General features: G+C 64.6%; 10 protein-coding genes. 6 read left to right on the top strand and 4 right to left on the bottom strand.

The genetic code is table 11. The features are described 5' to 3' along the window. Positions 1 to 74: 74 nt before the first annotated feature. From OO12_RS05160 to acs, 3 genes are all read right to left on the bottom strand, one after another. Positions 75 to 2,117, bottom strand: a complete 2,043-nt coding sequence (locus tag OO12_RS05160; RefSeq protein WP_034157532.1) for a M13 family metallopeptidase — start codon at positions 2,115 to 2,117, stop codon at positions 75 to 77. Between the two features lie 188 nt (positions 2,118 to 2,305). Continuing rightward, entirely contained in the window at positions 2,306 to 2,857 is a 552-nt protein-coding gene (coaD, locus tag OO12_RS26725) for a pantetheine-phosphate adenylyltransferase (protein WP_052215562.1), read from the bottom strand. A 39-nt stretch (positions 2,858 to 2,896) separates the two neighbouring features. Then, positions 2,897 to 4,837, bottom strand: coding sequence for an acetate--CoA ligase (gene acs, locus OO12_RS05170; RefSeq protein WP_034157533.1), 1,941 nt, complete (start codon positions 4,835 to 4,837; stop codon positions 2,897 to 2,899). A gap of 114 nt (positions 4,838 to 4,951) precedes the next feature. Between acs and OO12_RS05175 the strand changes: the two genes are divergently transcribed. Then, a complete protein-coding gene (locus OO12_RS05175; RefSeq protein WP_034157534.1) occupies positions 4,952 to 5,968 on the top strand; it encodes an NAD-dependent epimerase/dehydratase family protein in 1,017 nt (338 codons plus the stop codon). Between the two features lie 23 nt (positions 5,969 to 5,991). Beyond that, positions 5,992 to 7,011, top strand: coding sequence for an SDR family NAD(P)-dependent oxidoreductase (locus OO12_RS05180; RefSeq protein ID WP_034157535.1), 1,020 nt, complete (start codon positions 5,992 to 5,994; stop codon positions 7,009 to 7,011). Between the two features lie 23 nt (positions 7,012 to 7,034). Here OO12_RS05180 and OO12_RS05185 read toward each other — a convergent pair whose 3' ends face one another. Further along, complete coding sequence (locus OO12_RS05185; protein ID WP_034157536.1) at positions 7,035 to 8,420, bottom strand: helix-turn-helix domain-containing protein; 1,386 nt, start codon at positions 8,418 to 8,420, stop codon at positions 7,035 to 7,037. Between the two features lie 111 nt (positions 8,421 to 8,531). Here OO12_RS05185 and OO12_RS05190 point away from each other — a divergent pair, with 111 nt between their 5' ends. The 4 genes from OO12_RS05190 to OO12_RS05205 are packed head-to-tail and all read left to right on the top strand — an operon-like array spanning position 8,532 to position 11,877. Further along, positions 8,532 to 10,058 (top strand): acyl-CoA carboxylase subunit beta, encoded by a 1,527-nt coding sequence (locus tag OO12_RS05190; RefSeq protein ID WP_034157537.1) that lies wholly within the window; start codon positions 8,532 to 8,534, stop codon positions 10,056 to 10,058. 22 nt (positions 10,059 to 10,080) lie between these two features. Next, positions 10,081 to 10,647 carry a hypothetical protein gene (locus OO12_RS05195; RefSeq protein WP_052215563.1) on the top strand — a complete coding sequence of 189 codons (567 nt, stop codon included), beginning with the start codon at positions 10,081 to 10,083 and terminating at the stop codon, positions 10,645 to 10,647. 11 nt (positions 10,648 to 10,658) lie between these two features. Further along, positions 10,659 to 11,078 (top strand): methylmalonyl-CoA epimerase, encoded by a 420-nt coding sequence (gene mce, locus OO12_RS05200; RefSeq protein ID WP_034157626.1) that lies wholly within the window; start codon positions 10,659 to 10,661, stop codon positions 11,076 to 11,078. Between the two features lie 10 nt (positions 11,079 to 11,088). Next, positions 11,089 to 11,877, top strand: coding sequence for an enoyl-CoA hydratase-related protein (locus OO12_RS05205; protein ID WP_034157538.1), 789 nt, complete (start codon positions 11,089 to 11,091; stop codon positions 11,875 to 11,877).

Raw genomic sequence — 11,877 nt, forward strand, 5'->3', positions numbered from 1 at the left:
CTGTCCACGCAGGAGATGGAAGAACGGCGCTTCGACAGGCTCAGAGCGAACGGCGAGAGGGAAGCTCCCGCTGCTTACCAGATATGGACGCGCTTTTCGGGCGGCAGATACAGCTTGTCGCCCGGCTTCACGTCGAATGCCGCATACCAGGCATCGACATTGCGCAGGATACCGTTGACCCGGAACACCGCCGGCGAATGTGGATCGGTGAGCAGTAATTGCCGCGCCAGAGCCTCGCGCCGCTTGCTCTGCCAGGCCTGGGCAAAAGCGAGGAAGAAGCGCTGATCGCCGGTCAGGCCGCCGATCACCGGCGCCTTGCCATGCTTTTGCTGATAGATCTGGTACGCGGTATAGGACGCCTCGACCCCGCCCAGATCGCCGATATTCTCGCCCAATGTCAGCTTGCCATTGATCTTGGTGCCGGGGACCGGTTCATACTGGTCATATTGCGCGGCGAGAGCGCCAGTGCTGCTCTTGAACGCGGCGGTCGCGGCGGGCGTCCACCAATTCTCGAACTTGCCGGTCGGTCCGAACTGACTGCCCTGATCGTCGAAGCCATGGCCCATCTCATGGCCGATGATCGCACCGATCGCGCCGTAATTGACCGCTGGGTCGGCCTTGGGGTCGAAGAAAGGCGGCTGCAGGATCGCCGCCGGGAACGTGATCTGGTTGGACAGCGGGTTATAATAGGCGTTCACCGTCTGCGGCGTCATGTCCCACAGGCTGCGATCGACCGGCTTGGGGAAGCGCGCGAGCTGCAATTGCTGCTCGAACTCGCCCGAGCGCATCGCATTGCCGAGCAGGTCGCCGCGCTCCACCTTCAGCGATGCATAATCGATATAGCGGACCGGGTGGCCGATGCGCGGCTCGAACGCGGCCAGCTTGACCAGCGCCGCCTTGCGCGTCGCATCGTCCATCCAGGTCGATCCCGAAATGCGCTGCTGATAGGCGGCACGGAGATTCTCGATCAGCTCGCCCATCTGCTTTTCGGCCGCTGGCGGGAAATATTTCGCGACATAGATCTGACCGACCGCTTCGCCCAGCGACCCGTTCATCAGCTGAATGCCGCGCTTCCAGCGATCACGCTTCACCTGCACGCCCGACAGGGTCTTCGAAAAGAAGTTGAACTGCGCGTCATCGAATGCCTTGGGCAGGTAAGTCGCGTGGTCACTGACGAAGTGGAAGGCCAGATAGTCCTTCCAGGTCTGCAGCGGCGTCGCCACCAGCAGCTTGCCCATTGCGGTCAGCGCGGTGTTCTGCGTCATCAGCACCGTCGGCGACGAATCGAGACCCGATGTCTTCAGCAGCAGCGCCCAGTCGAATTCGGGCGCCTTCTTCTCAAGGCCGGCGACGGTCTGCGGATCGTTCAGCTTGGCGATGTCGCGGCTTTGTTCGGGCGACCATTGTTCCTTCGCCATGGCTGTTTCCAGCGCCATGATCGCATCGGCCTTGGCGCTGGCGTCGGGAATGCCGGCCAGTTCCTGAATCTGCTGGATATAGGCGCGATAGGCCTTGCGGTAGCCGTCATATTTCTCGCCGGGCAGCAGATAGTTGTCGCGCGCCATGCCCAGCCCGGCCTGACCCGCGGCGGCGGTGTAGCGCGTCGGATCGGCCAGGTCGGGGATGATGCCGATCTCGACCGGCGTGGCATAGCCGACGCTGGCGAAGAGCGTCTGCAGCCCGGTCAGGTCGTTCACCGCGGCGATCTTTGCGAGATACGGCTTCAGCGGCGCGGTGCCCTTCGCCTCGATCCCGGCCGTGTCCATCCAGCTGGCGTAGAAATCGCCGACTTGCTTGCCGGTCGCGCCATATTGCGCGGGATTGGCGGCCATGTCGTCGAGGATCTTGCGGACATTGACCTCGGCTTCGTCAGACAGGATCGAGCCAAAGCCGGCCGATCCCTTGTCGGCGGCGATTTCGGTCTTCGCGGCCCAGCCACCATTGGCATATGCCCAGAAATCGTCGCCTGGTTTCACGCCCGGCTGTTTAGCGGTCTGGTCGATGCCGAATGCGCCATAGCGCGCGCCGGTGGTGGCGGCGTCCTTGGACAATGCCGGGATGGCGATGGCGAGAGCGGCGGTCGCCGCGGTGAGACGAACCAGAATCGAGACGCGCATAAGGGAGATTCCTCCTGAGGTGTATTGCCGTGGGATAGCGGTGGGTCGCAAGCGAGGCAATTGGCAAGGCGGGTCGCTCACAGCATGGAGCGGCTATTTGTAATGATCGATACTATTGGAGAGAATGCCTCAATCGTCTCGTGCGTGACTGCTGGTGGAGGTTCTCTGCGTCAGTAAGTTGTCGCGATTCATCCGCGACGTGCGGCAAGGGCAGCCTCAACACAGGGCATGACCAGCCAGCCAATTGCCTCACCCACGGCGTTCAGCTCTTTCGCTGTGCTGGATGATATATGCAGGAACTGAGCTTCGCAGATAAAATGCACCATGGGTATCGAAGGATCGATGCGCTCGGCCACGCCGTGCAAGTTGAATTCCTCGTTGAAGTCGCTGGCTTCACGAAGCCCTCGTACGATGTGCGTTGCGTCGATCTTTCGGGCATAGCGCATCAGGCTTTGATTGGTGAATTCGCCGACCTCCAGCGCGCCATCGAACAGCAATTCGCTCGAGGCGGCGGCATCAATCGCCGGGATTGCCTCAGGCCAATGTTCCATAATTGACCGCACGATAAGCCGCCGGCCTTCCTCGACATCAAAGGCTCGTTGTTTTCTGACGTTTGTCCCGATCGCGACGTGAACAGCGTCGAACGTCATCAGCGCCTTGCCGATGATGTCCAGATGTCCGCGCGTGATCGGGTCGAACGATCCCGCATAGAGCGCCTTTGTCCTGCCGGTTTTGCGCATGGGATCTGACCTTGGGCCTTGTTGAGGACGATCAGCGTTTTACACCACCCGGTTAGCGACCAGGTCGTCAACCACCGCCGGATCCGCCAGCGTGCTGGTGTCGCCGAGCGACGACACATCGCCCTCGGCGATCTTGCGCAGGATACGGCGCATGATCTTGCCCGACCGCGTCTTGGGCAGGCCCGGCGCGAATTGCAGCTTGTCCGGCGCGGCGATCGGCCCGATCTCGCCCCGGACCCATTTGATCAGCGTGGCGCGTAGCTCGTCCGACGCCGTCTCGCCCGAGTTGAGCGTGACATAGGCATAAATGCCCTGACCCTTGATGTCGTGCGGCATGCCGACCACCGCGGCCTCGGCGACTTGCGGGTGGAGCACCAGCGCGGATTCGACTTCGGCGGTGCCCATGCGGTGACCGGAGACGTTGATCACGTCATCGACGCGGCCGGTGATCCACCAATAGCCATCCTCATCACGGCGTGCGCCGTCGCCCGTGAAATACTTCCCCGGATAGGTAGTGAAATAGGTCTGGAAGAAGCGGTTGTGATCGCCCCATACGGTGCGCATCTGCCCCGGCCAGCTCCGCGCGATGACCAGATTGCCCTCGGTTGCGCCGTTCAGTACTGCGCCCTCGGCATCGACCAGTTGCGGATCGACTCCCGGCATTGGCCGTGTCGCGCTGCCCGGCTTCAGATCGGTCGCGCCCGGCATCGGCGCGATCATCGCCCCGCCGGTCTCGGTCTGCCACCAGGTATCGATGATCGGGCAGCGGCCTTCGCCGACCACGTCATGATACCAGCGCCACGCTTCGGGATTGATCGGTTCGCCGACCGTGCCAAGCAGCTTGAGCGACGAACGGTCGGTCCGGGTGACGAATTCGTCGCCATCCTTCATCAGTGCGCGCAACGCGGTCGGTGCGGTGAAGATGGTATGGACCTTGTGTCGGTCGACCACTTGCCAGATGCGGCTCGCATCGGGCCAGTTGGGCAGGCCCTCATACATCAAGGTCGTCGCGCCATTGGCGAGCGGGCCGTACAGGATATAGCTGTGCCCGGTGACCCAGCCGATATCGGCCGCGCACCACCACACATCGCCGGGGCGATAGTCGAACGCCAGTTCATGCGTCAGGCTCGCCCAGAGCAGATAGCCGCCGCTGCTGTGCAGCACGCCCTTGGGCTGGCCGGTCGATCCGCTGGTGTAGAGGATGAACAGCGGGTCTTCCGCGCCCATCGGCTCGGGCGGGCAGGTTATCGGCTGATCCACCGCAGCGTCATGATACCAGACGTCGCGCCCTTCGCGCATCGCGACGTCGCCGCCGGTCGCCCGGACCACGATCACCTTTTTCAATGCCGGTGCGCGCTCGGCGGCGGCATCGACATTGGCCTTGAGCGGGACTTTCTTGCCGCCGCGGCGCCCTTCGTCGGCGGTGACGACGATGCTCGAATCGCAATCGGTGATCCGTCCCGCCAGCGCCTCGGGCGAGAAGCCGCCAAACACCACCGAATGGATCGCGCCGATCCGCGCACAGGCGAGGATCGCGAACGCGGCCTCGGGGATCATCGGCATGTAGATGGTGACGCGGTCGCCCTTCTTCGCGCCCTGGGCTTTCAGCACATTGGCGAAGCGGCACACTTCGGCATGCAACTGACGATAGGTGAAACGTCTGGGCTGTTCGCTCGGTTCATCGGGTTCCCAGATCAGCGCGACCTGTTCGCCGCGCTTCGCCAGATGCCGGTCGAGGCAATTCGCCGCGACGTTCAGCCGCCCGTCGGCGAACCATTGGATGCGGAAATCCGCTTCGTCGAACGACCAGTCGCCGGCGATCTCCGGTCGCTTGATCCAGTCGAGCCGGCGTGCCTGTTCCAGCCAGAAAGTCCCCGGATCGGCGAGCGACCGTCCATACAGCTGCTCATATCCCGCCGCATCGAACCGCGCGCGCTTCGCCCATTCGGGGGTGACGGGGTAGAGGGACTGATCGGTCATGTAACGCTCTCCTGCCCGCCCATTTGCCGGGGGGTGGTGGGCGAATGCAAGGCCCTGCTTGCCATAAGTTAGGTTTCAATATAAAACTTTATTTACTTCGGCTGGAGTGGATCGATGGCAGGCACGGTTTTGGTGACGGGCGGCAGCGGCTATATCGCCGGTTATCTCATTCAGCAGTTGGTTCGCGAAGGCTGGACCGTTCACACCACGGTCCGTTCGCTCGGGCGCGAAGCGGAGGTGCGCGACACGCTCGGCGTACCGGGGCCGGAGCTCAAATTCTTCGCCGCCGACCTGATGAACGATACGGGCTGGGCCGAGGCGATGGCCGGCTGCACTCATGTCGCGCATGTTGCGTCGCCCTTCCCGGCTGGCGCGGTCAAGCATGAGGATGAGCTGATCGTTCCAGCGCGCGAAGGTGCGCTCCGCGCGCTGCGCTTCGCCAAGGAGGCGGGGGTGCAGCGTTTCGTACAGACCTCATCGGTCGCCGCCATTGCTTATGGCCGCGACGATCTGACGCGACCCTTCACCGAGGCTGACTGGACCGACGTGACTTCGCCTAAGGTGGCGGCCTATCCGAAGTCGAAAACGATTGCCGAGCGCGCGTCGCGCGACTGGATCGCGGCCAATGGCGGGGCGATGGAATATTGCTCGGTCAATCCGTCCGCGGTGCTCGGTCCGGTGCAGAGTGCGGACTATTCCACCTCGATCGAGTTCGTCAAACGCGCGATCGACGGGTCGGTCCCGGGCTTTCCGCGGCTCGGTTTCGCGGTGGTCGATGTGCGTGATCTCGCCGACCTTCATGTCCGCGCGCTCACCACGCCGGGGATCGCCAATGAACGCTTCATCGCGGCCGGGCCGTTCATGATGATGAAGGAGGTCGGCCAGGTGCTGCGCGACCGGCTTGGGCCCGATGCGAAGAAAGTGCCGAAACATGTGGTGCCCGATTTCCTGGTCAGGCTGATCGCATTGTTCGACGGCGGCCTGCGCCAGGTGCTCGGCGAACTGGGCCGGGTCCGCGCGGTCGATTCCAGCCATGCGCTCGAGGTGTTGGGCTGGAAAACCCGGCCGGCCGAGGACTCGATCATCGATACCGCGCGCAGCCTGATCGATCGGGGCATCGTGAAGATCTGACACTTATCGACAGGAGCGGGGCGATGGCGGGCACGGTTTTGGTAACGGGGGGCAGCGGCTATATCGGCGGCTATGTGATCCGGCAGCTGGTGGCGGAAGGCTGGACCGTCCGCGCCACGCTGCGCTCGCCCGGACGCGAGGCGGAGGTGCGTGCGGCGCTTGGCGTGCCGGGGCCGGAACTGGCCTTTTTTGCCGCCGATCTGACCAGCGACACCGGCTGGGCCGAGGCGATGGCCGGGTGCAGTCACGTCGTGCATGTCGCATCGCCGATTCCGTCGGGCCGGGCCAAATATCACGAAGACGAATTGATCGTGCCCGCGCGTGACGGGACGCTCAGGGCGCTGCGCTTCGCCAAGGCGGCCGGGGTCAAGCGCTTCGTCCAGACGTCCTCGATCGCGGCGATCGTCTATGGCCATGCCGATCCGGACCGGCTCTTCACCGAAGCCGACTGGAGCGATGTCACGGCGCCGGGCGTCAGCGCTTACGCAAAATCGAAGACCATTGCCGAACGCGCGGCGCGCGACTGGATCGCTGCCGAGGGCGGCGCAATGGAATATTGCACGATCAATCCGTCGCTCATTCTGGGGCCGGTGCTCGGTCCCGATTTCACCATCACGATCGACATCATCAAGCGGCTGATCGGCGGCGGCGTGCCGGGCTATCCGCGCCTCGGCGTCGCGGTGGTCGATGTGCGTGATGTTGCCGATCTTCATGTCCGTGCGCTGACCGCGCCGGGCATGGCTGGCGAGCGCTTCATCGCGGCGGGCCCGTTCATGGCGATCCGGGACGTCGGCGCCATTCTGCGCGATCGGCTTGGTGCACAGGGGCGCAAGGTGCCGACGCGCAACATTCCCGATTTCGTGTTGCGCGTGATGGCGCTGTTCGACGCTGCCCTGCAGGAGGTCGTGGGTGAACTGGGCCGGACTCGTTCGGCCAGTTCGGCGCATGCGCTCGATCGCTTCGGCTGGAAGACCCGCCCGGCCGAGGACTCGATCGTCGATACCGCGCGCAGCCTGATCGATCTGGGCATCGTGAAGGTCTAGCTCCCCCATGCCGGGGACGAGCGTTAGACCACTCTGTACGGCACGGTTCCACGCAAATCGGGGTCGACCGCAATGCTCCGGTCCGCCGGCGGGAATGCCCGCTGGTCGCAATCGTCGCGTGGGCACAGCCGGCATGAAATCCCGATCGGAGTCGCCGGCGCGCTGCGGTCGAGCGCATCGGCATAGACGAAGTCGGCGGCATGTTCCGCCTCGCAGCCGAGCGTCACGGCATAGCGACGCGGCGTGCGCGTGAAGCTGCCCGATGGCTTCACCAGTCCCTTGGCCATCGAGACATAGCGCACCCCGTCGGGCGTCTCGGCATGCTGCACGACGATGCGGTCGGGGATCGCCGCCGCTTCATGCACGATCCATAATGGGCAAGCGCCACCGAAGCGCGCGAACTGGAAGCGTGTGGCGCTGTGCCGCTTGGTGATGTTGCCGGCCATGTCGACGCGGCAGAAATAGAATGGGATGCCCTCCGCGCCGGGCCGCTGCAGCGTTGACAAGCGGTGACATGCCTGTTCGAAGCTCACCCCGAAGCTGCGGCACAGTCGGTCGATGTCGTGCCGCGCCGCCCGCGCCGCCACCCGGAAAGCGCCATAGGGCATCATCAGCGCGCCCGCGGCATAATTGGCGAGGCCAATGCGCAGCAGATTGCGTGCCGCATCGCTTGCCAGCGGCGCGCTGGCGACGATCGTTTCGATCGCCGCGTCGAACTCGATCGCGGCCAGCTGATGCGCGATCAGGAAGCGACGGCTCTCGGGCGGCAATGCGCCGCCGAGCGTCAGCAATCCGCGCCCACGATCGAAGGCGCGGATCGGGGCGGGGTCGCCCGGCGCCGTTTCGATCGCAATGCCGTGCCGCGCCAGCGCGGCAACCATCACCGCCTCGCCGGGTCCGAGCGCGCTCGCCAGTGCCTCGGCCGCGCGATCGAGCGGATCGACATAATTGCCCGCCGCATGAAACCAGTCGCGCACCGACTCCCACGGCATCCGCCCGCCCGCGCCCGAGGAGATCGTCTCCTCGACCATTTGCAGCCGTTCTTCCGCCGCGCGCACCGCGCCGTGCAGCGCAATGATGCGGTCGGCGATTTCCGGCCGCTCTTCGGCCAGCCGCGCGATCGCCTCGGGCGGCGGGGCAGGGGGCAACAAGGGGTCGGCCAGCGCTTCGGCGAGCGATGCCACTCGCATCGCCGGCGCGCTGTCTTCGATTGCGGCAAGTGCATTCGGATGGTTGCGCCTGAGTGTCGCGGTCACCGCCGGGGTCAGCGGGCGGGCGCCGCTTTCGAGTTGCGACAGATAGCTGACCGACAGTCCGAGCCGCGCCGCCATTGCCGCCTGGTTCAATCCGACCGACTGGCGCAATGCGCGGAGCTGTTCTCCGGCGAAGAGGCGGGTAGGGCGGGGCATCGATGGTTGCGGCTCTACTTCGCAAACTCACTCTTCACAACTTCGCAAGTTCACATTTGCAAAAGCGCCGACTCCTTGAAAGAGAGGCCACGCACTTTGCCGGAGAGCCGCATGTCGTCGACCATTGCCGAACTCGAACGCAAGCGTCAGGCGGCGCGCATGGGCGGGGGCGAGAAACGCATCGCCGCCCAGCATGCGAAGGGCAAGCTCACCGCGCGCGAGCGGCTCGACGTGCTGCTTGACGAAGGGTCGTTCGAGGAGCTCGATATGTATGTCGAGCATAATTGCGTCGATTTCGGCATGCAGGACCAGATTATCCCCGGTGACGGCGTGGTCACGGGCTCGGGCACGATCAACGGCCGGCTGGTCTTCGTGTTCAGCCAGGACTTCACCGTGTTCGGCGGCAGCCTCAGCGAACGCCACGCGCAGAAAATCTGCAAGGTCATGGACACCGCGCTGAAAGTCGGCGCGCCGGTCATCGGCCTCAACGATTCCGGCGGCGCGCGCATCCAAGAGGGTGTCGCTTCGCTCGGCGGCTATGCCGAGGTGTTCCAGCGCAATGTACTGGCCAGCGGTGTCGTGCCGCAGATTTCGCTGATCATGGGGCCATGCGCGGGTGGCGCCGTCTATTCCCCCGCCATGACCGACTTCATCTTCATGGTGAAGGACAGCTCCTATATGTTCGTCACTGGCCCCGACGTGGTGAAGACCGTGACCAACGAGATCGTCACCCAGGAGGAGCTTGGCGGTGCGGTGACGCACACCACCAAGTCGGGCGTGGCCGATGTCGCGTTCGAGAATGATATCGAGGCGCTGCTCGCGGCCCGCGACTTCGTGGACTTCCTGCCCGCGTCGAACCGCGAAACCCCGCCCGAACGCCCCAGCTCGGACCCGTGGGACCGGATCGAGGAAAGTCTCGACACGCTGATCCCGGCCAGCGCCAACCAGCCCTATGACATGCATGAGCTGATCCGGAAGACCGTCGACGAAGGCGACTTCTTCGAGGTGCAGCCGACCCATGCCGCAAATATCATCATCGGCTTTGGCCGGATCGAGGGCCGTACGATCGGCATTGTCGCCAATCAGCCGATGGTGCTGGCCGGCTGCCTCGACATTAATTCGTCGAAGAAAGCCGCGCGCTTCGTGCGCTTCTGCGATGCGTTCGAGATTCCGATCGTGACGTTCGTCGACGTGCCCGGCTTTCTGCCCGGCACCAGCCAGGAACTGAACGGCATCATCAAGCATGGCGCGAAACTGCTTTTCGCCTATGCCGAAGCGACCGTGCCCAAGATCACCGTGATCACGCGCAAGGCTTATGGCGGCGCGTACGACGTGATGGCCTCGAAGCATTTGCGCGGCGATCTCAATTATGCCTGGCCGACCGCCGAAATCGCGGTGATGGGCGCGAAGGGCGCGGTCGAGATCATCTTCCGCGGCAAGACCCCGGAGGAAATCGCCGCGCGGACCGCAGAATATGAGGCGCGCTTCGCCAATCCGTTCGTCGCCGCATCGAAGGGCTTTATCGATGAGGTGATCCAGCCGCACTCGACCCGGCGGCGCGTTGCGCTAGGGTTGCGCAAGCTGCGGGGCAAGGCACTCGAGAACCCGTGGAAGAAGCACGACAACATTCCGCTTTGACTTTTCCGTGGAGGTAGAACCCATGCTCCCATTCCTTCTGCTCGCCCTGCAAGCGGCCGCGCCGGCTCCCGTCGCGGCTCCCCCACCTCCGGCGCCACCGGCACCGGCAGCGCCTGTCCCCTGGGCGATACGTGAGCGCACCGACGCCGCGGGGGTGGCGACGACGACGACCTCGGTCATCGCGCGCGATGGATCGTCGCGCCTGGTCGTGAAGTGCGATCGCGGCGCCGAATCGATCGTGTCGGTGCAATTCATCACCAAACAGACATTGCAGATCGCCGCCGACAGTGGCGAGTTCGCCGACAAGCAGGTCGCGATGCGCTTCAACAATGGCCCGGCGATCGCCGATGGCTGGCAGTTTCGCGGTAGTGCCGCTTTCATCGCCGGCGCCACGCCCGTCACCGCGCTGACCACCGGGCTGGCCAAGGCCAAGACGATCACGGTCGAAACCACCAACGCGACCAACTTCGCCTTCTCCGCGACCTTTGACGGCCCGGCGACCGATGCCCCGATCCGCCAGGTGCTCACGGCTTGCGGTTACACGCTCGGCACGGTGCCGCCGCCGCCCGCACCGCCGGCCAAGAAGTGACGTCGGCGACAGTGACGCTGGGCCGTCTCAATCATGTCGGGGTCGCGACGCCATCGATCGAAAAATCGATCGAGACCTATCGCACATTGCTCGGCGCGACCGTGATCGGCGCGCCGTTCGACTTGCCTGCGCAGGGCGTGAAAGTGTGCTTCATCGATACGCCCAACACGCAGATCGAGTTGATCGAGCCTTATGACGACAGCTCGCCGATCGCCGGCTTCCTGAAGAAGAATCCGGCGGGTGGGCAGCATCATGTCTGTTTCGAAGTGCCCGATATCCATGCGGCGGTCGCTGACCTGAAGGCGAAGGGCGCAACGGTGCTGGGTGAGCCGCGCATCGGCGCACACGGCACGCCGATCGTCTTCGTCCATCCGAAGGATTTCGGCGGGATGCTGGTCGAGCTGATGGAAACGCCCGCCGGCGGTCATTGAGACGGAGAAGATGGTGCCTGAATTCGAAACGATCCTGACCGAGCGGCGCGGCGACGTGCTGCTGATCACGCTCAACCGGCCCGAGCGGCTCAACGCCGCGCCGCCGCAAATGGCGGACGATATCGGCGCTGTACTCGACCATCTCGACGGCGCACGCGCGGTCGTCATCACCGGCGCGGGCCGTGCCTTTTGCTCCGGCGCCGACCTGCAAGCGCGGGGTGGGGGATCGATCAGCGGTGGGCGCCGGTCCTACAATGCGCTGACCCGCCACTATAATCCGACGATGATCAAGCTGGCCGAACTCGACGTGCCGATCGTCACGGCGGTCAACGGTCCCGCCGCGGGTATTGGCTGTTCGATCGCCTTGTGCGGTGATTTCGTGCTCGCCGGTCGCTCGGCCTATTTCCTCCAGGCGTTCGTCAATATCGGTCTGGTGCCCGATGGCGGCGCGTCCTGGATGTTGACCCGGCTGGTCGGCAAGGCACGCGCGACCGAAATGATGCTGCTCGGCGAGAAGATCGGCGCGGAGAAAGCCGAAAGCTGGGGCCTGATCCACAAATGCGTCGACGATGCGGTATTGCTCGACGAAGCGCTGGCGCTGGCCGACCGGCTCGCCGCCGGCCCGAGCCTCGCGCTTGGCATCATGCGCCGCAACATCGCTGCCGCGATGGACGGCACTTATGCCGAGGCGCTGACGCGCGAGGCCAATGGCCAGCGCATTGCCGGCGACAGTGCCGATGCGATGGAGGGGGGGGTGTCCTTCCTGCAGAAGCGCAAACCCAGCTTCAAGGGCGTCTGA

The organism is Sphingomonas sp. ERG5 (assembly GCF_000803065.1).
Taxonomy (GTDB): Bacteria; Pseudomonadota; Alphaproteobacteria; order Sphingomonadales; family Sphingomonadaceae; genus Sphingomonas.

What these genes read in the sequence shown, in the direction of transcription:
- OO12_RS05205 (WP_034157538.1), top strand. Translation starts at nt 11,089, where the DNA reads ATGGTGCCTGAATTCGAAACGATCCTGACCGAGCGGCGCGGCGACGTG.
- OO12_RS05180 (WP_034157535.1), top strand. Translation starts at nt 5,992, where the DNA reads ATGGCGGGCACGGTTTTGGTAACGGGGGGCAGCGGCTATATCGGCGGC.
- acs (WP_034157533.1), bottom strand. Translation starts at nt 4,837, where the DNA reads ATGACCGATCAGTCCCTCTACCCCGTCACCCCCGAATGGGCGAAGCGC.
- OO12_RS05160 (WP_034157532.1), bottom strand. Translation starts at nt 2,117, where the DNA reads ATGCGCGTCTCGATTCTGGTTCGTCTCACCGCGGCGACCGCCGCTCTC.
- coaD (WP_052215562.1), bottom strand. Translation starts at nt 2,857, where the DNA reads ATGCGCAAAACCGGCAGGACAAAGGCGCTCTATGCGGGATCGTTCGAC.
- OO12_RS05175 (WP_034157534.1), top strand. Translation starts at nt 4,952, where the DNA reads ATGGCAGGCACGGTTTTGGTGACGGGCGGCAGCGGCTATATCGCCGGT.
- OO12_RS05185 (WP_034157536.1), bottom strand. Translation starts at nt 8,420, where the DNA reads ATGCCCCGCCCTACCCGCCTCTTCGCCGGAGAACAGCTCCGCGCATTG.
- OO12_RS05195 (WP_052215563.1), top strand. Translation starts at nt 10,081, where the DNA reads ATGCTCCCATTCCTTCTGCTCGCCCTGCAAGCGGCCGCGCCGGCTCCC.
- OO12_RS05190 (WP_034157537.1), top strand. Translation starts at nt 8,532, where the DNA reads ATGTCGTCGACCATTGCCGAACTCGAACGCAAGCGTCAGGCGGCGCGC.